Source organism: Ruegeria sp. AM1, from assembly GCF_056540745.1.
The window spans coordinates 34,159-54,253 of the sequence record NZ_JBQFXH010000007.1; the positions used below are offsets into that span (position 1 = coordinate 34,159).

Genomic DNA, 20,095 nt, shown 5'->3' on the forward strand with positions numbered 1-20,095 from the left:
TCACGGGGCGGGAGCTTGTCTTCCGCCTCGTACCCACTCTGCCGTTCTGGCCCCCGGCCAACGGCCCCTTCGGCAATTGAGGACAAGACATGACCGTCCCCGCCATTGAGCTTAAAGGGATATCCAAAGCCTTTGGGCCGGTTCAGGCCAACAAGGATATCTCGATCAGCGTCGCCCCCGGCACCATTCACGGGATCATCGGTGAAAACGGCGCAGGCAAATCCACGCTGATGAGCATTCTTTACGGTTTTTACAAAGCCGACAAAGGTGAAATCTGGATCAACGGAACCAGAACCGACATTCCCGACAGCCAGGCTGCGATTGCCGCTGGTATCGGCATGGTCTTTCAGCATTTCAAGCTGGTCGAGAACTTTACCGTACTTGAAAACATCGTTCTGGGCGCCGAAGATGGCGGGCTACTGGCCCCTTCCCTGACCAAGGCGCGCAAAGAGCTGAAAGAGCTTGAGGAAGAATACGAGCTGTTCGTCGACCCGGACAAACGCATCGACGAGATCGGCGTCGGGATGCAACAACGGGTCGAAATCCTCAAGGCGCTGTATCGCAAAGCTGAAATTCTGATTCTGGACGAACCCACCGGCGTGTTGACCCCGGCTGAGGCCGATCAGTTGTTCCGCATCCTCGACCGGCTGCGGTCTGAGGGTAAGACAATCATCGTCATCACCCACAAGCTGCGTGAGATCATGGAAAACACCGATACGGTATCGGTGATGCGGCGCGGAGAAATGACGGCGACCGTCAAAACCGCAGAGACCAGCCCCGAAGAGCTGGCCGAGCTGATGGTCGGCCGCAAGGTTCTGCTGCAGGTCGATAAAGTGCCTGCAAAACCGGGTGACCCGATTCTGGAAATCGAAAACCTGCGCGTCTTTGATTCTGCTGGGGTCGAGCGGGTCAAAGGCATCGACCTGACCGTGCGGGCCGGCGAAATCGTCGGCATCGCGGGCGTTGCAGGCAATGGTCAGTCGGAACTGCTGGAAGTGCTGGGCGGAATGCATCCCGGCCAGGGTCAGATAAAGCTGAACGGGACGCCTTTGGCACTCAGCGGTGCAGGGTCAGACGGGCAGGCCCGGCGCGCGCAACACATCGCCCATGTGCCCGAGGATCGCCAGCGCGAAGGTCTGATCATGGACTTCCATGCCTGGGAAAATGTGGCCTTCGGATACCACCGGGATCCGGCCTACAAACGCGGGATTTTCATGGACAATGCCGCGCTGCGCGCCGATACCGAGGCCAAGATCGAGAAATTCGACGTCAGGCCGCCGAACGCATGGCTGACAGCCAAGAGCTTTTCTGGCGGTAACCAGCAGAAAATCGTCGTCGCACGCGAAATCGAGCGCAATCCGGACCTGTTGCTGGTTGGTCAACCCACCCGCGGTGTGGATATCGGCGCGATTGAGTTCATTCACAAACAGATCGTCGCGCTACGCGATCAGGGCAAAGCAATTCTGCTGGTTTCGGTTGAACTGGAAGAAATTTTCTCGTTGTCCGACCGGATTGCGGTGATGTTTGACGGACATATCATGGGCGAGCGTCTGCCGCATGAAACTGACGAAAAAGAACTGGGCCTGCTGATGGCAGGTGTTGCAGGAGAGGCCGCCTGACCAATGGAAAAAATGCCCAAATGGGCCGATGTCGTGCTTATCCCAGTGATCAGCCTGCTATTGGCGACAATTCTATCGGCAATCGTAATCCTCGCGATCGGCGAAGACCCGATTGAGGCTGTCAACCTGATGGTCACAGGCGCCCTCGGGTCGACCTATGGCTGGGGATACACGCTCTATTATGCCACGAACTTCATGTTTACCGGCCTGGCGGTGGCCGTCGCCTTTCACGCGCGGCTTTTCAACATCGGCGGTGAGGGACAGGCAATGCTGGGCGGGCTGGGCGTTGCTATCGTTTGCCTATACGTCCCCTGGCCGCATTGGAGTATCGCGCTGTTGGCGGCCTGTGCCGCATCAATGATCTTTGGCGCAGCATGGGCTGCCATTCCGGCGTATCTGCAGGCCAAACGCGGCAGCCATATCGTTATCACCACGATCATGTTCAACTTTATCGCTGCCGCCTTGCTGAATTATATGCTGGTCAATGTGATGCGCCCGCAAGGTTCACAGGATCCGGCCACCGCACGTTTCGCCGAAACCGTGCATCTGCCCACGTTCCAGTCGATGTTTTCGACGGCCGAGAACGTGATGTTCCGGGGGGCTCCGGCCAATATCTCGTTCTTTGTTGCGTTGCTGGCCTGTGTGGTGGTCTGGGCGCTGATCTGGCGGACCCGTCTGGGGTATGAGATCCGCGCCTACGGACATTCCGAGACCGGCGCCGTCTATGCGGGCATCTCACCGGTCCGTATTACCATCATCGCGATGTTGATCTCGGGCGCTTTGGCGGGATTGATGGCCATCAACAACGTCATGGGCGAGGCCGAGCGACTGGTGCTGAACTCAACCGAAGGCGCGGGCTTTATCGGCATCGCCGTGGCGCTTATGGGCCGTTCGCACCCGTTTGGGGTGTTCTTGGCCGCCATCCTGTTTGGTTTTCTCTATCAGGGAGGGGCCGAGCTGGCGCTGTGGACTTCGATCCCGCGCGAGCTGATCGTCGTCATTCAGGCGCTGGTCATCCTGTTTACCGGCGCGCTCGACAATATGGTCAGGATACCGCTTGAGAAACTCTTCCTCGGTTTGCGGAAGGAGCCAAAATAATGGAATCCCTCGTTACGCTTATCCAGGTTCTCGACTCGACCATTCGTCTTGCGACGCCGCTTTTGCTGGCGTGCCTTGCCGGGCTCTACTCAGAACGCGCTGGGATTTTCGATATCGGCCTCGAAGGCAAGATGCTGATGTCGGCCTTCTTCTCAGCCGCCGTTGCGGCGGTTACGGGGTCTGTTTGGCTGGGTCTGCTGGCTGGCATTGCGGCCTCGCTCGTCCTGTCCGGCCTGCACGGGTTGGCTTCGATCACGTTCCGTGGCAACCAATTGATATCGGGGGTCGCGATCAACTTCCTTGCATCCGGTATGACTGTCCTGATCGCGCAAGACTGGTTCCAGCAGGGGGGGCGCACCCCATCCCTGTTTGGCGGCGGACGATTCGAACCGGTGGAGTTTCCCGCGGCCATCGGCCCCGGCGATGCCGAAGCAACCGGGCGCTCGGTCTCTGATCTGATGTCGGATGCCAGTGTCTTGAATTTGGTCTATTCTGAGCTGTTATCGGGGCATTCAGTGCTGGTATATGCGGCATTCCTGATGGTGCCGCTCACGTGGTGGATTCTGTTCCGCACCCGATTTGGCCTACGTCTGCGGGCGGTGGGTGAGAACCCCGCGGCAGTCGATACCGCTGGCGTCTCGGTGGTCGGGCTGCGCTATGCGGCTGTCGCGATCTGCGGCGTATTGTGCGGGATTGCAGGTGCATATCTGGCCACCGCGCTTCAGGCCGGTTTTGTTAAAGAAATGACCGCTGGCCGCGGCTTTATCGCGCTGGCCGCGCTCATTTTCGCCAAATGGCGGCCCTGGCACGCGATGTGGGCCTGTTTGCTGTTCGGTCTGCTTCAGGCCATCGCATTGCGGTTCCAGAACATCGATCTGGGCGGTGTAGTGATCCCTGTACAGGTTATGGACGCACTGCCCTATATCCTGACTGTGGTGATTCTGGCGGGTTTCGTCGGCAAAGCCATTCCGCCGCGCGCCGGTGGCGAACCCTATGTAAAGGAACGCTGATAGGTCCAGTTTCGAAGAGTGTTTCAGTCCTGTTCGCTGCGAAGCAGCATGCAGAGTTGATTTTGCATGCTGCACCCGCTCTAAAGGGGTATCCATGTGTCCCGCCCTCAGCGGAGGTGTTATCGACCCGTAAAAGTTAGAACGGGTCACTGCCGATGTTGGGCAACTCACATTCACAAGCCAAAATTCACTAGCTAAGCCGGGAGGCCTTTTACAATGCGTGTCATTCGGGGCACATCCGGTTTCATCACTGACTTTACTCGCAAACAGCCCGCGTTTCGCCGCATGTCACCCCGACTTTACTGTTGGGGTCGTAATGGCGCATTGCGTGGCGCAGCCAGACTCGTCTAGAAAACGCCATGCAAATATATCTCCCGATAGCCGAAGTTTCTGTAAACGCCTTTCTGCTGTTTGGCCTGGGCGGAATGGTGGGAATCCTTTCCGGAATGTTTGGCGTAGGCGGCGGTTTTTTGATGACCCCGCTGTTGTTCTTCATTGGCATTCCACCCGCGGTTGCGGTTGCGACCGAAGCAAACCAGATTGTCGCCTCATCCTTTTCGGGTGTGCTGGCGCATTTTCGACGCAAGACCGTGGATCTTCGAATGGGAACGGTTCTGTTGATCGGGGGGCTGATCGGCGCGGCGCTCGGGGTGGTTGTGTTCAACTATCTCAAAAGTCTGGGCCAGGTCGATCTGCTGGTTAAACTCTGCTACGTGGTCTTTCTTGGCGTGATCGGCAGCCTGATGTTTGTCGAAAGCCTGAACGCCCTGCGTAAGTCTCGTCGGGCAGACGCCGGACCGCCCAAAAGACGTCAACGTGGCTGGGTTCATGCCATGCCATTCAAAATGCGCTTTCGGACATCGGGTCTTTATATCTCGGTTATTCCGCCGCTGGTGGTGGGGCTGTTTGTTGGCATTTTGTCGGCCATCATGGGTGTTGGCGGTGGTTTCATCATGGTGCCCGCCATGATTTATCTATTGGGCATGCCCACTAAGGTAGTGGTCGGAACCTCGTTATTTCAGATCATCTTTGTAACCGCTTTCACCACCATGCTGCACGCTACGACAAACTATACGGTCGACGTGGTGCTTGCGGTGCTGCTGCTTGTAGGTGGCGTTGTCGGGGCCCAGATCGGTACCGTCATCGGCGCTCGGATGCCTGCCGAGCAGCTGCGCGTTTTGCTGGCTGCTCTGGTATTGGTTGTCTGCGGAAAACTGGCGCTGGACTTGCTGTTGCAACCGACCGAGCTGTTCTCGCTTGGCGACGCAGGAGGGCACTGAGATGTTGCGCTTGATTGCCGCCTTCTGCCTGCTGTGCACGCCAGCCTTTGCGGCAGATGAACAGGTCGTTCTTGGCCTCAGCCAGGACCGCGTTGCCATTACCGCGGATTTCGACGGTTCTGAAATTCTGATCTTCGGCGCGGTCAAACGCGAAGCGCCGATTCCCGAGGGCCCACCGCTTGAAGTCATCGTTTCTGTTGTGGGACCGTCAGAGCCCGTAACGGTGCGGCGCAAGGAAAAGAAATTTGGCATTTGGGTCAATACCGACAGTGTCGAGGTGGATTCCGCGCCCAGCTTTTATGCGGTTGCCACCAGCGCGCCATTTGGTGACATCCTCACGGAAACCGAAGACTTGCGCTATCGTATCTCGGTTGAACGGGCCATCCGCTCAGTCGGAGCTGCGATGCATATCCAGAGCGCGCAGGAATTCACCGAAGCCGTCATCCGCATCCGCGAAGATGAAGGCTTGTATTCGCTACGCGAAAATACAGTGGCAGTGGATGAGCAGACTTTGTTCCGCACCTCGATTGATATGCCCGCCGATCTGACCGAAGGTGACTATCAGGCGCGCATCTTTCTGACTCGCGAAGGCAAGGTTATCTCACATTTTGAGACAAGCATTGATGTCCGCAAGGTTGGCTTGGAACGGATTTTGTACGCGATGTCACGCGAACAGCCCGTCTGGTACGGCCTGATGTCTCTGGTCATCGCGATCTCGGCCGGGTGGGCCGCATCAACCGCATTCCGGCTGCTGCGCGAGCGTTAATCGCTACCCCCGCCCGATGTAAGGCATGGTTGTCGCCATAACCGTCATAAACTGGACATTTGCCTCAGTCGGCAGATTGGCCATGTGAAGAACGGACCGAGCGGCATCCGCCACATCCATTGTTGGATCGGGATCCTGCCCGTTGGCAATCGCCGTCTCAACAAGACCCTGCACCATCGGCGTTCGGGCATTGCCGATGTCGATCTGTCCACAGGCAATACCCAGGTCGCGCCCATCCAGTGACAGGCTGCGCGTAAGCCCGGTGATCGCGTGCTTGGTCGCGGTATAATGCACCGAGTTGGGGCGCGGCACATAGGCCGCAATTGAACCGTTGTTGATAATCCTCCCGCCCTGCGGCGTCTGGTTCCGCATGGTCCGAAATGCTTCACGTGCGCAGAGGAACATGCCGTTCAGGTTTACGTTGACGGTTTGATACCAATCCTCAAGCGCAATCTCATCAATGGTGCCACCGGGTGCAAAAACACCTGCATTGTTGAACAAAACATCCAATCGGTCTGCCCGGTTGGCAAAGGTTCGAAAGGCGCGGGCAACGGCAATGGGATCGGTAACATCCGCGACCAGCGGGATCGCTCTTTTATGCGCCTCGGCCATCTCGTCCAGCGCATCGGCGCTGCGCGCCAGCACGCCAACGGTCCAGCCTTCACGCAGGAACAGTTCAGCGGTTGCGCGGCCAATACCCGAACTGGCCCCTGTCACGATGATGGTCTTCATGTCTCTTCCGCCTCCAGTCTCAGCGATACCGCAGGAACCGCGCGTAGATCATCCACACGCAGCGGATGCGTCGGCTTGGACAAGCGGTTGCGCACGACCCAGATCAAACGTTCTTGTGCGCGGGTGATGGCGACATAGGCCAGACGTTTCCACAAGGGTTGGCCAGCCTCACTCCGCCCCATTCGGGCAGCGGCATAGATATCCGGGGCAAAGACCTGAACCGTATCCCATTGCGATCCTTGAGCCTTGTGGATCGTCACGGCAGCCCCGTGCAAAAACGTGGCCCCCATACGGGCTGCATAGGGAATAAAGGGCTCTTCCTCATCTGGCTTTTCGATCTGAACAATCGACGCAGCGCTGACCTGCGGGTCTTCGGCCCCCATTACGTGCAAGCGCGAGAAACCGGGCTTGCGCCCGGGACCAAGATAGACGACCTGTGCCCCTTTGATCAGACCGCGCGCCTCAAGATCCAGACGCTTTTTGCGATGCTTTATGGGCAGCTCGATCCCGTCGCAGATCAGCGGCTCGCCTTCCAGCAACTCGGTCTCGGGTGCGCCATGCACACTTCGGAACGCCTGGATCAAACGTATGCGGGTTGCGTTGCGCCATACCAGGACCGGGCTACGGGCCATCAGGTCGACCTCGACCCGTTGCCCCCAGACGACGCGGTCATCCTTGCGGGCCGTGTGTTCGACCAGACGCTCAAAATCCTCAAAACCCATGTCCGGGTCTGCCAGAGCATGCGCCAGGTCCAAAATCGGATTGTCCGCGTCCTGCCTGTGAACCCGATGCAGGGTCAGCTTGCGCGGCTCGGGTAGCGTTTCAAACACCATGGAACCGGACTGATTGACCGGAGCCAGCTGAGCCGGATCACCAAACAGCAAAAGTGTTGGGAAAATCTCCTTCAGATCTTCGAACTGGCGGTCGTCCAGCATCGAGGCCTCATCGACAAAGCCGATATCAAGCGGTTCGTCACGGCGTTTCCAACCGGTAATGAAATCCGACCCGCGCAGACCGGCGGCAGCCAATGCGCCGGGTATGGATTTGTTGTTGGCATAGAAGGCTGCGGCGCGGTCCAGCGCCTCGTCCGTCAGACCTTCGATCTCGGGCCGTTCATCATTGCCCGCCAGCCATTCCGCGATGCGCTCATATTCTGGATCATAGACCGGCGTATAAAGAATGCGGTGAATGGTTGTGGCAGGCACACCGCGCAAGCGCAGAACACTGGCCGCCTTGTTGGTGGGCGCCAGAATGGCAAGACTGCGTTTGTCCCGCGATTTGCGGCTTTCGAAATCGCCCGAGACAAGGTTGACGCCCGTTTCGGCCAGCGCCTTATAAAGCTCGGCTAGCAACAGCGTTTTGCCGGACCCGGCCTTGCCGATCACCGCCATCACCCCCGATTTTCCGGTGCCGGGCAGCTTGAGCAGCGCGTCGTCTTCAAGGTCGACACCTGCAGAGCGCAGCATCTCAGCGATGCTATCAAACGCGGCGGCCTGATCTTCGGAAAAGGTGACTTGGGGCAAGGACATGGCGCGACCCTACAGCGCCGCGCCAGCCTCCACCAGATATGGATTTTGGTTTTCTGTCCGCTCAGGCCGAAAGCGCAAAACGATGCTGCGCGACGTTGCCAAAGGCCGTCCTGAACCACAGGCGGGACAAGTCGCGCGAGATACCCGCGCGTTCAGCCACGCGGTTGCAATCCTCTGCGGAGTAAGGCCACAGACCAACCGAGATCTGATCCCGGCCGCGCCCTTCGGACCCCAGCACAATCGGCGATGACCCGATCAGGCGATAGATTCGGATCATGCGCGCATCGAAAACACCTGCGATATGGGTCAGGCCAAAGCCCTCCATGATCTCACCGCCGCTCAGCATGATGGCCCCCGCGGTATGCGGGCTGGCGGTGCGGGACAGGCAAAACCGCGTCACCTCCCAGATCAGCGGGCTGCGGATCGGGCTGCCGCCGGTCAGATGCCCGAAGACATCATTCACCATCACAGGCCCGGTCGTCGGCAGAACGCGCATTGACCCGCCATGCGAGCCATCCTCTTCTTCCCAGATCACATAGAGCGGGTTCTGATCGTCATATTGATCCCGCTCCTCCCCTTTTTCATTAACGTTAACGTCCCAACCCAGCCGGGTTTTGAACTGATCTGCACGATCCTGAAACATCCCCTCGGCCAGTTTTGGAAATTTATGAAGCTCATCGGCATTTACGTAACGCAGCATGACTTGTTCCCCTCGTTGTCCATTGCTGGAACGAAGGGGGTACAAACACGTGGTTAATTTACTGTTTTAAGGCCGTGCGTTGCTTAAACGACTATTAATCCTCTGCTCAGCGCAGTCGCAATCGCATGGGTCGTATTCAAGGCGCCCAGCTTTGATCGGGCACTTTCGATATAAACACGCAGGGTATGCTCGGAAATCGACAGCGCATGCGCCACCTGAGCGCGGCTATAACCAACCGCCAACAAGGTCATGGCATCGACCTCACGCGGCGACAGGCCGCGGCCGGGCTCGGGCTTTCGGTCACGTTCAAATTCAAGCGCTTTGCGATTGAAGTAATGCGCAACCAGAATCAGCTCGTGCCCATAGTTGTCGATAAACGCCTCCCACTGGGCATCATCGCAGCGGTGATTGACGGTAAACAGCGCGAACTGACCATTTGGTCCGCGCAACGGGATCGAATAGCCCTGATTGCCAACACCATGCGCCAGTGCATCCTGCAGGAACGCCTTGGTGGCCTTGCCGGACCAATCCAGTGTTTTCCAGTTCACGGGATGAAAGCGTTGGAAACATCCCAGAATAACCGGGTCTATTCGATGGTAGTTCTTTTCCTGATACAGCGCCGCCCAGTCATCCGGATATGTTGTGCATCCGTATTGCTCACCGGCGCCATCTACCCAGTGGTAAACGATATGCTCGATCTCAAGCCCATCCCTGAGCCGGATGGCAACCTCGCTGATTTCATCAAGCGTGCTGGTGTTTTCCAAATCGCGGGGGATCTGGCTCAAATCGAATTTTGTTCCCATTCGTGGGCGCTTTTGCCTCATCGTTAAGGGACGCGATCTCGGCCGCTGCGATCAGCCTGGTATCATCAAGCTGCTCTGCAAGTGCGCTCAACCCGTTGGCAACGGCGAAGGCGTTCAGGTCCGACAGAACGTCCAGTATCCACTCATTTTGCGCCATCAGGGTCTCCCCGAAACAGTTAACGAAGGGTTAACACAACCATAGCATGTGCAGGTTTTTTTTGCCTATTCGCTGGTTTCTACTCCCCAAAAATAGCGAGAGGGGAATTTGCAACCTATTGGAAACAATACAGACAATACAAAAGTTAACGCCTGCGAACCGCTTTCACGATTCGCAGGCGTTAACGTTAGGTCAATAATTGTTAACTGCGGGCGTCCAAAACCTCTTCCAGCGTGCGCATACCGGTGCGCGGCGCCTGAACCAGAACCGACATGTTGCCCGGCTTGTGCTCATTGCGCATCATTTTCATATGCGCCTCGGGCAGGTCAGCCCAGGTGAACACCTCTGACATGCAAGGGTCCAGACGACGCTCGACCATCAGCTGGTTGGCCGATGCGGCCTGTTTCAGATGGGCAAAGTGCGAGCCCTGCAGCCGCTTCTGGTGCATCCACATATAGCGCACATCGAAGGTCAGGTTATAACCGGTTGTCCCTGCGCAGATCACAACCATACCGCCCTTTTTGACCACAAAGGTCGAGACCGGGAATGTGCTTTCACCGGGGTGTTCAAACACCATGTCGACATTCACACCCTTGCCGGTGATGTCCCAGATCGCCTTGCCGAACTTGCGGGCCTCTTTGAACCACTCGGCATATTCCGGCGTGTTCACCGTGGGTAACTGGCCCCAGCAGTTGAAGTCTTTGCGGTTCAGAACACCTTTGGCGCCCAGACCCATAACAAAGTCACGCTTGCTTTCGTCCGAGATCACGCCGATCGCATTGGCCCCGGCGGTGTTGATCAGCTGGATGGCGTAAGAGCCCAGCCCACCCGATGCACCCCAAACCAGTACGTTCTGACCCGGTTTCAGATCATGCGGCTCGTGCCCGAACAACATCCGATAGGCGGTGGCCAGCGTCAGCGTGTAGCAGGCGCTTTCTTCCCAGGTCAGGTGCTTGGGACGCGGCATAAGCTGCTGCGCCTGCACGTTGGTGAACTGCGCAAACGACCCGTCCGGCGTCTCGTAACCCCAGATACGCTGGCTGGGCGAATACATCGGATCACCACCGTTGCAGTGCTCGTCATCGCCATCATCCTGGTTGCAGTGAATGACAACCTCATCGCCGACTTTCCAGCGCTTGACCTTGTCCCCTACGGCCCAAACAATGCCCGACGCATCCGAGCCGGCAATGTGGAAAGGCTGACCGTGGCCGTCAAACGGGCTGATCGGTTTGCCGAGCGAGGCCCAGACACCATTATAGTTCACGCCTGCGGCCATTACGAGTACCAGTACCTCGTGGCTGTCCAGTTTCGGAACATCAACGACTTCAAGCTGCATCGCTGTGTCCGGCTCGCCATGCCGCTCTTTGCGGATGGCCCAAGCGTACATTTGTTTGGGCACATATCCCATCGGGGGGATTTCACCCATCTCATAGAGGTCTTTCTCAGGTGCCTCGTACGATGCGATACCGCTGTCGGTGTCCAAAGCCATTTTGGCCTCCTCTGATCACATTCTTGCCGCGCCGCAGAATCGCGGCCTCACAGGATGAAATATTGATCGCAAGGTAATAATGCAATAGTTTTTGAGTTTATTTTGTAACTTTATGACCCAGCAGGTGCAGAAAGCTGTTTCGCAACCGCAGAAATCGCACCATTCTTATCTAACGTTATCGAGGCCGCGTAGTAGTTCATCAACGCGATACGCTTCTCCGAAGGCAGGAGATCATCATTCTGCCGACAAAGGATGCGCCGCTCGACCAACTGATCGACCGCTTCAGATATGGCTGTCGTATCCGCCGCACCCGCCTCTGCTAACATAAGTTGTCCAATGCTTGCTTTGACCTGGGCCTCTGGCAATGGGCCATATTCGCGTATGATCCAACAGGCTGCGGATGCGGGCACAACAGGGATCGTCCGACCGATGCGCCGCATAAGCTCTCGCGCCAGATCAGTCATCACATCCTTGTCTGGATCGCCGCGAAACTCGCGCAGCGATATGGGTGAGCCGTAGCGGACAGAGGCAATCCCGAATCGTTTGTACCGCCCCAGCACACGACGCCAGATCTGTTTCAGGGTCCACCGGGTGATCACACCGATTCTGGCATGAAACCGTCTTTCCGCACCCAACGCTGCCGTTGTCAGAATGGTGTCTTCCAGCACCCTGTCATAGTTAAGCGCCACGGGAACAAACACCACGTCCCGCCCCCCAGGTGAAGTCGCGTCGATGATGTATTTAAGCAGCCCCAGTTTCGGTCGGCCCAACGCCCCCGTTAGGCTCAGACCACCTTCGGGGAACATCGCCTGCGTGACCCCAGCCTCAGTCGCCAGCCGCACATAGCTGGCAAGCACCTGGCGATACAGTTCATTGCCCGACTTGCGGCGAATGAAATAAGCCCCCATCGCGCGGATCAGCCTGCTAAGCGGCCAGACGCGTGCCCATTCGCCTACAGCATACGACAAGGCCGATTGCTGGGCCGCCAGATAGGTCACCAGCACATAGTCCATATTGCTGCGATGATTCATTACAAAGACAACCGTGGCGTCCGGGTCGATCCCCTTATAGGCCTCTTCATCCTCATAACTGAGCCTGACGTTGTAAAACGCGTTGCTCAGCAGCCGTGCCACCCGGATCGCGAAGCTAAAATAGGTGAAAGCGGAAAAGGACGGAACAATCTCGCGCGCATAGCGGCGCGCCTTCTCATAAGCGACACCTTCGGGAATATCATTGTCATGGGCATGCTGCTGCGCCGCTTTGGCAACCTGCGGGTCATAGATCAGGCGCTGAATCATGTCATGCCGCCGCGCCAGCTTGAACGGCTGAATAGGGCGCTGCAGGCGCTGGTTCAGACGCGACACCGCCTTCTCAAGCCGGCGACGAAAAAACCAGCGCACAGATGGAAACAGAAAATGCGAGGCAAAGGTGACCGCAGCAAACACCACGATCAGCACAAACAGCCAAAGCGGAAGTTCCACGGTTTGCGTCATGAGCGCACAGTGCCACCAAATGCGACCGCTCACAATCGCAAGAAACCGGCACATGCCGCGATGCAGCGAATTGACATATCCCGAAAATTACGATTTAGAACCTTTGGACGTAATTTTGTTGCTTACCCATGCGCGAGGCTCAGACCATGACTCAGATGCAGAAAGATCGCCCCTGGCTCATCCGTACCTATGCAGGCCACTCGACGGCTAAAGCCTCAAACGCGCTTTATCGGGCAAACCTTGCCAAGGGTCAGACCGGTCTGTCCGTCGCGTTCGACCTGCCGACACAGACCGGCTATGACAGCGATCACACGCTGGCACGTGGCGAGGTGGGCAAAGTGGGCGTGCCGGTCTGCCATCTGGGCGACATGCGGGTTCTGTTTGACCAAATCCCGCTTGAGCAGATGAACACCTCAATGACGATCAACGCCACCGCGCCCTGGTTGCTGGCGCTGTATATCGCCGTGGCCGAAGAACAGGGCGCGGACGTATCGACGCTGCAAGGCACCGTGCAGAATGACCTGATCAAGGAATATCTGAGCCGGGGCACATATGTGTGCCCACCGAAACCGTCCCTAAAAATGATCGCAGATGTAGCCGAGTATTGCTACACCAACGTGCCTAAATGGAACCCGATGAACGTGTGTTCCTATCACCTGCAAGAGGCGGGAGCGACGCCCGAGCAGGAGTTGGCATATGCCCTAGCCACGGCCATCGCCGTTCTTGATGAGTTGCGCCCGCGCGTTCCGGCCGAAGACTTCCCAGCGCTGTGTGGCCGTATTTCATTCTTTGTGAACGCGGGCATCCGTTTCGTAACCGAAATGTGCAAGATGCGCGCCTTTGTGGATCTGTGGGATGAAATTCTGCAAGAGCGCTATGGAGTTGAAAATCCAAAATTCCGCCGATTCCGTTACGGCGTTCAGGTGAACTCGCTGGGCCTGACCGAACAACAGCCCGAAAACAATGTATACCGCATCCTGATTGAGATGCTTGCCGTGACTTTGTCCAAGCGCGCGCGCGCGCGTGCCGTACAGCTTCCAGCCTGGAACGAAGCTCTTGGTCTGCCGCGCCCGTGGGATCAGCAATGGTCGATGCGGATGCAGCAGATTCTGGCCTATGAAACCGACCTGCTGGAATATGGCGATCTGTTTGACGGCAACCCAGCGGTGGACGCCAAGGTTGAAGAATTGAAAAAGGGCGCGCGGGCCGAACTGGCCAATCTGGACTCGATGGGCGGTGCCGTCGCCTCGATCGAATACATGAAGTCACGCCTTGTGGATTCCAACGCTGAACGCCTGAACCGCATCGAACGCAACGAAACCGTAGTAGTTGGCGTCAACAAATGGACTGAAGGTGAGCCCTCGCCGCTGCAAACCGAAGACGGCGGCATTATGGTCGTCGATCCGGCAGTAGAGCAGGAACAGATTGCGCGGCTGAACGATTGGCGCAGCGCACGTGACGACGCAACCGTTGCCGCAGCCCTGACTGCGTTGCGCGAAGCGGCGCAATCGGGTGCAAATGTGATGGAACCTTCGATTGCTGCGGCCAAGGCCGGCGTCACCACCGGCGAATGGGCCGAGGAAATGCGCAAAGCCTTTGGCACATATCGCGGCCCGACAGGTGTTTCCGGGTCGGTTTCCAACAAAACCGAAGGGCTGGAAGATTTGCGCGCCGCAGTGGATGCAGTCAGCGACAAGCTGGGCCGCAGGTTGAAATTCCTGGTCGGAAAACCCGGGCTGGATGGCCATTCGAATGGTGCCGAACAAATCGCCTTCCGCGCCCGCGATTGCGGTATGGATATCAGCTATGAGGGTATCCGGCTGACACCGGAGGAAATCGTGAAGGCCGCGATGGAAGACGACGCGCATGTAATCGGCCTATCCATCCTGTCGGGTAGCCATTTGCCCTTGGTGCAGGACGTCATGGACCGACTGCGCAAGGCGGGGCTGAGCAATACGCCCGTTATTGTCGGCGGCATTATTCCTGACGAGGATGCCGAAAAACTGAGATCGATGGGTGTCGCCAAAATCTATACGCCCAAAAACTTTGAATTGAACGCGATCATGGGTGATATTGTGACCCTAGTGGACCCTCAGACTCTAGCCGCTGAATAAGCGTCTTATTGCCGCCAATTTCCCCGTATCTATTCCCTTTCAAAAGGGGGATGGATATTGGCAATCATTGGAACTAGCGTGGGCGACTGTGTCTACGTGTAACATTGCCAGGACGGAGAAAAGCAATGGGGATCAATCTAGAAAAAATGACGCGCAAGGAATTGCTGGAATTGCGCGGTCAGGTCGAAAAAGCGCTGAAAGGTGCTGAGGTTCGGGAACGTAAGCAGGCCTTGCAAGCCGCCGAAAAAGCCGCCGCGGAATTTGGATTTTCGCTGTCCGATCTTTCTTCGGATGCACCGAAATCCGGTAAAGGGCTTAAAGCAAAGGCAAAATACCGCAACCCGTCCGATACCTCGCAGACCTGGACAGGCCGCGGACGCAAACCGCAATGGGTTCATGATGCGCTGAAAGCGGGTGCCGATATTTCCGAACTGGAAATCTAAACAGGGCGACATCTCAAAATGACAATTCATATTGGCGCTGAAAAGGGCGATATTGCTGAAACCGTCCTGTTGCCGGGTGATCCATATCGCGCGAAATGGGCTGCGGAAACATTTCTGAGCGACGTTCGGCAAATAAATGACGTGCGCGGAATGCTGGGCTTTACCGGAACATGGAACGGCAATCCCGTCACCATTCAGGGCAGCGGAATGGGAATGCCGTCGCTGTCCATTTATGTGAATGAACTTATTCGCGACTATGGCGCCAAGACGCTGATCCGAATTGGATCATGCGGCGGGATGCAGGACAGTGTTCAGGTCCGCGATGTCATTTTGGCGATGACCTCGACAACGCTGAACACACCCTCCAGCGGCATCATGAAAGAGCTGAATTTTGCCCCATGCGCGGATTGGGGTCTTTTGCAGGCGGCGGCCGAGGCCGCCAGAGCCAAAGGAACGCCCACCCATGTCGGCGGCATCTACTCATCAGATGTGTTCTATGACGAACGCCCTGATCTGAACGAACAAATGGTCCGCCATGGCATTCTGGGCGTCGAGATGGAAGCGGCGGAGCTTTATATCCTCGCCGCGCGCCATAAATGCCGTGCGCTGGCCGTTCTGACAGTGTCGGATCACTTGCTGACCGGGGACGCCCTGCCCTCGTCCGAGCGCGAGCGCAGCTTTGGCGATATGGTGGAAATCGCCCTGACCGCCGCCTTTCCCAACGCGGCCTAACTGACATAGCAGAAGGCATGAGGGGAATCCTCGTGCCTTTTTCTGGTCAGCCGCCATGGCTGCGGTCATAGCCGTTGACCTTTGGGCTCTCCCAGCCCTTGGGCAGCCCTTTGGCTGGCGCAAAAACCTCGACCAGCAACGGGAAACAGGGCGCGGCATCCGATGAATGCTCAGCCGAACAATCCCCGCCCGGACAGGCGCTGAGATTGCCCAGCAGGTCAATTTCCGCAAAGAATTCAAGGTAGTCGCCAGGACGCACCGGCGATGCTTTCATGAAGTACTGGCCAGTGTCGCGGGTGAAACCGGTACACATGAACACGTTCAGAACGTCGTGAATCGCGGGCTCGGCCTCGGTCAGAGGGATACTCAGATGATCGGCCAGCGCCCGGGTCAGGTTCGAATGACAGCAATGGTGATACTGCGACCCGGACAGCAAATTGCCTGTGTAAGGATCGCAGCGGGTCCCGATCACATCATGCACCGCCCCGCCATATGCGTCGATGCCATACCAATCCAGCGTATCCTCGACGATGGTCGCCATAGGACGCAGATAGGGAAAGCTCGACCACATCTGTTCACCGGTCGTCAGGTGGGTGCCATGCAAGGCGCGTGTTTTGCCGGAGTAGAACCTTTCGGACAAGTCCTGACTGTTCCAGAGATTGAGATCGCCCACCTGCGGACCTTCGAACGACGTGATCCGAAAGAAATGCCCCGCGGGCACCTCAAAGCATCGCGCCTCGCGCGGCGGGATCGGAACTTCACCTGTCTTCGCGGCCCCCTGGCGAGCCTTTCGGTAGACCGTGAGATCGGGTTTGGGCAGATCCGCAGTCGGGTAGCAGATCACAGGCGCAACAGCGCGGCGGGCAGAGGCATCTGAGGGAGGGAGGGTCATGGCGGGGCTCCTGATTTTCCCCAACTTGTCTCAGATTGCTGCGACGAAAAACCCCTCTGATCCCCTCGGTCCGGATTTATTCGTTATTGCCTTTCAGGCACTGCGTCGGCGCGATATCCGAGCGCGACACTGCCCCGCAATAGACGCAGGTCCATTTGTGCTCTTTCTTATGCTGACGCCACCGGCAATCGCGCGTAAAAGACGAGGTCCGCGCGCGCCAGAAAAAATAGGCAAAAACACCAGCGGCCAGCAACAGAAGAAGGATTGGCATTCCTCTGTCTCGCGCATCACAAACCGGATTTCAAGACGAACAGCAGCCCGCAGACCCTGAGATCAGCCAGATACTTATTCGTCAGGCCGCGCTGGCATATTCAAAAAGCTCGGGCTCACGCTCTTCTACCGGGATCAGAGGTTCGGGCGTGTAATAGGCCCACGCCTGCTCCAACGCTGCCAAGGCTTGGGCTGCTTTACTGTTTTGATCGGTGTTTTCTTTGCTCATCGGAGTGATCCTGTATCGGTCTTTCACTCCTCCCTGACGCGATCATATGCTGCGTCAGGGGTGGTTGCATCTTACAAATATGCAATGTCGCGTTGCACTTGCCGCAAGTGCCTGATCCAAGACGGGTTTTAGACCGTGCGTTCGACCATCATTTTCTTGATCTCTGCAATTGCCTTGGCCGGGTTTAGGCCCTTGGGGCAGGTCTTGGCGCAGTTCATGATGGTATGACAGCGATAAAGTTTGAACGGATCTTCCAATTCGTCCAGACGCTCACCCGTCGCCTCATCCCGCGAGTCGATGATCCAGCGATAGGCATGCAACAGTGCAGCAGGCCCAAGATAGCGGTCACCGTTCCACCAATAGCTCGGGCAAGAGGTCGAGCAGCTGGCGCACATCACGCATTCATACAGACCATCCAGCTTTTTGCGATCTTCGATCGACTGCTTCCATTCCTTGGCCGGACGATTGGTCTTGGTTTCCAGCCAGGGCATGATCGAGGCATGCTGCGCGTAGAAATGATTCAGGTCCGGGATCAAATCCTTGACCACCGGCATATGCGGCAGTGGGTAGATTTTTACATCCCCCTTGATCTCGTCCATCCCGTAGATACAGGCCAGCGTGTTTATACCGTCGATATTCATCGCGCAGGATCCGCAAATACCCTCGCGGCACGACCGGCGGAAAGTCAGCGTTGGGTCGATCTTGTTCTTGATATAGATAAGCGCATCCAGAACCATCGGGCCGCAATCGTCCATATCGACGAAATACGTGTCCACGCGCGGGTTTTGTCCGTCATCCGGATTCCAGCGATAAATCTGGAACTTTCGGACGTTACCCGCACCTTCGGGTTTCGGCCAGGTTTTACCGGTCGTTATGCGAGAATTCTTGGGAAGCGTGAGCTGAACCATATCACAGATTTTCCTTGGCTTCTTTCGCGGCAATGTGCCCCAAAACCAAACGACATACAATGCGACAATCGTTCGTATACGACGGTATTCACTAGAAATTTAACGTTGTCTGCGTATTTCCCGCCTCAGACGCCGGACAATCTTGTCGTGATATTTCGGAACGATCATCCGGGCACCGTCGGCAGTGCTGGCATAGCCTGAAAGATCCGCCTTCACGGGGGTTCCGGGTTTGATGAACAGCATCAGATTCTGCTTGAACCAATCCATGATCTGCGGGTCGGCCCACAATCTGGGGCGTAGCGCATCATAGAACTCATACCCCTGCGCCTCAAAAAGGCGGACCCAGTAATCCTGCCACTGCTCGTTCTTGTGACCGGTCCCGCCCTGACCATCAATGGCAGCCGAAAACACAACCGCATCAGATAGACTGGTCAGATCAGCCACAAACCCTTCGGCACGCTCAGGTTCCAGATGCTCTGCCACCTCGGTGCTGACACACAGGTCGAACTTGCGGCCCAGGGCCAGCGTTTGCTCCAGATCTGCGCGGACCAGATGGGCCTCGGGAAACTTGAGATTGGACACCTCAAGCCAATCGCCCTCGACACCACAAATCTCGCGATCCAGGTCGTGGAATTCGGCCAGCAGATGCCCGACCCCGCAACCGACATCCACAACCGAAGCCGGGGCCAGATACTCTTCGCACAGGGCGCAAATCCGTTGGGCCGAATGTTCCCGCCCGGCGTTCTGACGGATGTGCCCCTTATGAAGCCCCTTATACAGTTTTGCGGTATCCAATTTTGCCGGCTCCTGATTGTATCGCTCGTGACAAGTTTGTATCGTATCGTTAACCGCCTGATCGGCAACCTGAAACCATCCCAACCGGAGCAATTTCGATGTCACTAGCAGTCGTAACAATGGTTTACGACGACTACGAGTTCTTGCCAATCTGGGTTGAGTACTGGTCGCGCCATCTGGACAAAAAATCAATGTACGTGATCATCCATGGGCAGAATCGCAGGCTGCGCCGCATGGCGCGCGGCTGCAATGTGGTCGAGATGCGCAGACCGGCACCCCATCGACAAATGGAAACCGTGCGCTGGCAGATGCTGAGCCACTATGTCAGCGCGCTGACCAGCATGTATGACGCGGTTATGTACACGGATGTGGATGAGATCGTAACGCTGGACCCAGCGGTTGGCACAAATCTGGCCGAGTATATGCTGGACTGCGACGCAGCGGTCACCGCCCCCATGGGGCTTGAGATCATCCACCGCGAAGACGTTAACCCGGACGCTTTCGACCCAGATAAAGGGGTGTTGGAACAACGCAATCTGGTGCGTGTGAATGCCAGCTTCGGTAAACCCAGCATCGTCAAAGAGCCCATCGGCTGGCGGCGCGGCGGGCACTTTGCCTATTGTGACGGTTTTCAGGTCGACCCAAATCTGACCGCCTTTCACCTGCGGTTTTTTGACATGCCCCTGTTTCGCGACCGGGCTGTCAGGCGACGCAAGACCACCAAGGCGCCGATCGGGAAGAACGCAACCCCAGCGAGGGCCTGGCGCGCCTCGGACACCGGGATCGAGGACATGGTCAAAACGCTTCACGACATGCCTCTTGCGGACACTCTGCCCGAGGATCGGTCCGGCTATGTCTCGGAAATCGAGCGCAGCAAGAAGACGATCATTGAAGGGGACCGCAGCTTTATCAAACATAACCTGCCGGGATCGGAGGAGTTGTATAAGCTGCCGGAACGGTTTTCAGGCTTGTTCTGAATACGCATAAAAAACCCACGCAGCCTGACTGACCCCGTGGGTTTTGGATTCAGACCGCT

General features: G+C 57.1%; 21 protein-coding genes. 9 read left to right on the forward strand and 12 right to left on the reverse strand.

Annotation, left to right across the window (positions count from 1 at the left end):
- Nucleotides 1–89 precede the first annotated feature (89 nt).
- The 5 genes from ACR0I7_RS14440 to ACR0I7_RS14460 all read left to right on the forward strand — a co-directional run bounded on the left by ACR0I7_RS14440 (nucleotide 90) and on the right by ACR0I7_RS14460 (nucleotide 5,773).
- On the forward strand, nucleotides 90–1,619 hold the full coding sequence (locus ACR0I7_RS14440) for an ABC transporter ATP-binding protein (RefSeq protein WP_480512203.1): 1,530 nt from the start codon (nucleotides 90–92) through the stop codon (nucleotides 1,617–1,619).
- A 3-nt stretch (nucleotides 1,620–1,622) separates the two neighbouring features.
- Nucleotides 1,623–2,717 carry an ABC transporter permease gene (locus ACR0I7_RS14445; RefSeq protein ID WP_480512205.1) on the forward strand — a complete coding sequence of 365 codons (1,095 nt, stop codon included), beginning with the start codon at nucleotides 1,623–1,625 and terminating at the stop codon, nucleotides 2,715–2,717.
- Nucleotides 2,717–3,727 (forward strand): ABC transporter permease, encoded by a 1,011-nt coding sequence (locus ACR0I7_RS14450; protein WP_480512207.1) that lies wholly within the window; start codon nucleotides 2,717–2,719, stop codon nucleotides 3,725–3,727. The genes ACR0I7_RS14445 and ACR0I7_RS14450 overlap by 1 nt, the downstream gene beginning before the upstream one ends.
- A gap of 359 nt (nucleotides 3,728–4,086) precedes the next feature.
- The gene (locus ACR0I7_RS14455; RefSeq protein WP_480512209.1) at nucleotides 4,087–5,007 is read left to right on the forward strand and encodes a sulfite exporter TauE/SafE family protein; all 921 of its coding nucleotides are present in this window, start codon (nucleotides 4,087–4,089) and stop codon (nucleotides 5,005–5,007) included.
- A 1-nt stretch (nucleotide 5,008) separates the two neighbouring features.
- Nucleotides 5,009–5,773, forward strand: coding sequence for a TIGR02186 family protein (locus ACR0I7_RS14460; protein ID WP_480512211.1), 765 nt, complete (start codon nucleotides 5,009–5,011; stop codon nucleotides 5,771–5,773).
- A 3-nt stretch (nucleotides 5,774–5,776) separates the two neighbouring features.
- On the opposite strand, the gene ACR0I7_RS14465 is transcribed toward ACR0I7_RS14460, so the two are convergent.
- The 7 genes from ACR0I7_RS14465 to ACR0I7_RS14495 all read right to left on the reverse strand — a co-directional run bounded on the left by ACR0I7_RS14465 (nucleotide 5,777) and on the right by ACR0I7_RS14495 (nucleotide 12,676).
- Entirely contained in the window at nucleotides 5,777–6,505 is a 729-nt protein-coding gene (locus ACR0I7_RS14465; RefSeq protein ID WP_480512213.1) for an SDR family oxidoreductase, read from the reverse strand.
- The gene (locus ACR0I7_RS14470) at nucleotides 6,502–8,034 is read right to left on the reverse strand and encodes an ATP-dependent DNA helicase (protein ID WP_480512215.1); all 1,533 of its coding nucleotides are present in this window, start codon (nucleotides 8,032–8,034) and stop codon (nucleotides 6,502–6,504) included. The genes ACR0I7_RS14465 and ACR0I7_RS14470 overlap by 4 nt, the downstream gene beginning before the upstream one ends.
- Nucleotides 8,035–8,095: 61 nt before the next feature.
- Nucleotides 8,096–8,734, reverse strand: a complete 639-nt coding sequence (locus ACR0I7_RS14475; RefSeq protein WP_480512217.1) for an acyl-homoserine-lactone synthase — start codon at nucleotides 8,732–8,734, stop codon at nucleotides 8,096–8,098.
- A gap of 83 nt (nucleotides 8,735–8,817) precedes the next feature.
- Entirely contained in the window at nucleotides 8,818–9,537 is a 720-nt protein-coding gene (locus ACR0I7_RS14480) for a helix-turn-helix transcriptional regulator (RefSeq protein ID WP_480512219.1), read from the reverse strand.
- On the reverse strand, nucleotides 9,476–9,694 hold the full coding sequence (locus ACR0I7_RS14485) for a hypothetical protein (RefSeq protein ID WP_480512435.1): 219 nt from the start codon (nucleotides 9,692–9,694) through the stop codon (nucleotides 9,476–9,478). Before ACR0I7_RS14485 ends, ACR0I7_RS14480 begins: the two co-directional genes overlap by 62 nt.
- A 202-nt stretch (nucleotides 9,695–9,896) precedes the next feature.
- Nucleotides 9,897–11,183, reverse strand: a complete 1,287-nt coding sequence (ccrA, locus tag ACR0I7_RS14490) for a crotonyl-CoA carboxylase/reductase (RefSeq protein WP_480512221.1) — start codon at nucleotides 11,181–11,183, stop codon at nucleotides 9,897–9,899.
- 110 nt (nucleotides 11,184–11,293) lie between these two features.
- Nucleotides 11,294–12,676 (reverse strand): 1-acyl-sn-glycerol-3-phosphate acyltransferase, encoded by a 1,383-nt coding sequence (locus ACR0I7_RS14495; protein ID WP_480512223.1) that lies wholly within the window; start codon nucleotides 12,674–12,676, stop codon nucleotides 11,294–11,296.
- 146 nt (nucleotides 12,677–12,822) lie between these two features.
- Here ACR0I7_RS14495 and ACR0I7_RS14500 point away from each other — a divergent pair, with 146 nt between their 5' ends.
- The 3 genes from ACR0I7_RS14500 to deoD all read left to right on the forward strand — a co-directional run bounded on the left by ACR0I7_RS14500 (nucleotide 12,823) and on the right by deoD (nucleotide 15,965).
- Nucleotides 12,823–14,790: a methylmalonyl-CoA mutase family protein gene (locus ACR0I7_RS14500; protein ID WP_480512423.1), complete on the forward strand. Its 1,968-nt coding sequence runs from the start codon at nucleotides 12,823–12,825 to the stop codon at nucleotides 14,788–14,790.
- A gap of 125 nt (nucleotides 14,791–14,915) precedes the next feature.
- Nucleotides 14,916–15,233 carry an H-NS histone family protein gene (locus ACR0I7_RS14505; protein WP_480512224.1) on the forward strand — a complete coding sequence of 106 codons (318 nt, stop codon included), beginning with the start codon at nucleotides 14,916–14,918 and terminating at the stop codon, nucleotides 15,231–15,233.
- Between the two features lie 18 nt (nucleotides 15,234–15,251).
- A complete protein-coding gene (gene deoD / locus ACR0I7_RS14510; RefSeq protein ID WP_480512226.1) occupies nucleotides 15,252–15,965 on the forward strand; it encodes a purine-nucleoside phosphorylase in 714 nt (237 codons plus the stop codon).
- A gap of 46 nt (nucleotides 15,966–16,011) precedes the next feature.
- On the opposite strand, the gene ACR0I7_RS14515 is transcribed toward deoD, so the two are convergent.
- The 5 genes from ACR0I7_RS14515 to ACR0I7_RS14535 all read right to left on the reverse strand — a co-directional run bounded on the left by ACR0I7_RS14515 (nucleotide 16,012) and on the right by ACR0I7_RS14535 (nucleotide 19,059).
- Complete coding sequence (locus tag ACR0I7_RS14515; protein WP_480512228.1) at nucleotides 16,012–16,857, reverse strand: urea carboxylase-associated family protein; 846 nt, start codon at nucleotides 16,855–16,857, stop codon at nucleotides 16,012–16,014.
- 76 nt (nucleotides 16,858–16,933) lie between these two features.
- Entirely contained in the window at nucleotides 16,934–17,128 is a 195-nt protein-coding gene (locus ACR0I7_RS14520; protein WP_480512230.1) for a hypothetical protein, read from the reverse strand.
- Nucleotides 17,129–17,209: 81 nt separating this feature from the next.
- Entirely contained in the window at nucleotides 17,210–17,356 is a 147-nt protein-coding gene (locus ACR0I7_RS14525; protein ID WP_480512232.1) for a hypothetical protein, read from the reverse strand.
- 128 nt (nucleotides 17,357–17,484) lie between these two features.
- Nucleotides 17,485–18,264, reverse strand: coding sequence for a succinate dehydrogenase iron-sulfur subunit (locus ACR0I7_RS14530; RefSeq protein WP_480512234.1), 780 nt, complete (start codon nucleotides 18,262–18,264; stop codon nucleotides 17,485–17,487).
- 99 nt (nucleotides 18,265–18,363) lie between these two features.
- A complete protein-coding gene (locus tag ACR0I7_RS14535) occupies nucleotides 18,364–19,059 on the reverse strand; it encodes a class I SAM-dependent methyltransferase (RefSeq protein ID WP_480512236.1) in 696 nt (231 codons plus the stop codon).
- 98 nt (nucleotides 19,060–19,157) lie between these two features.
- Between ACR0I7_RS14535 and ACR0I7_RS14540 the strand changes: the two genes are divergently transcribed.
- Nucleotides 19,158–20,036, forward strand: coding sequence for a hypothetical protein (locus tag ACR0I7_RS14540; RefSeq protein WP_480512238.1), 879 nt, complete (start codon nucleotides 19,158–19,160; stop codon nucleotides 20,034–20,036).
- Nucleotides 20,037–20,095: the final 59 nt, after the last annotated feature.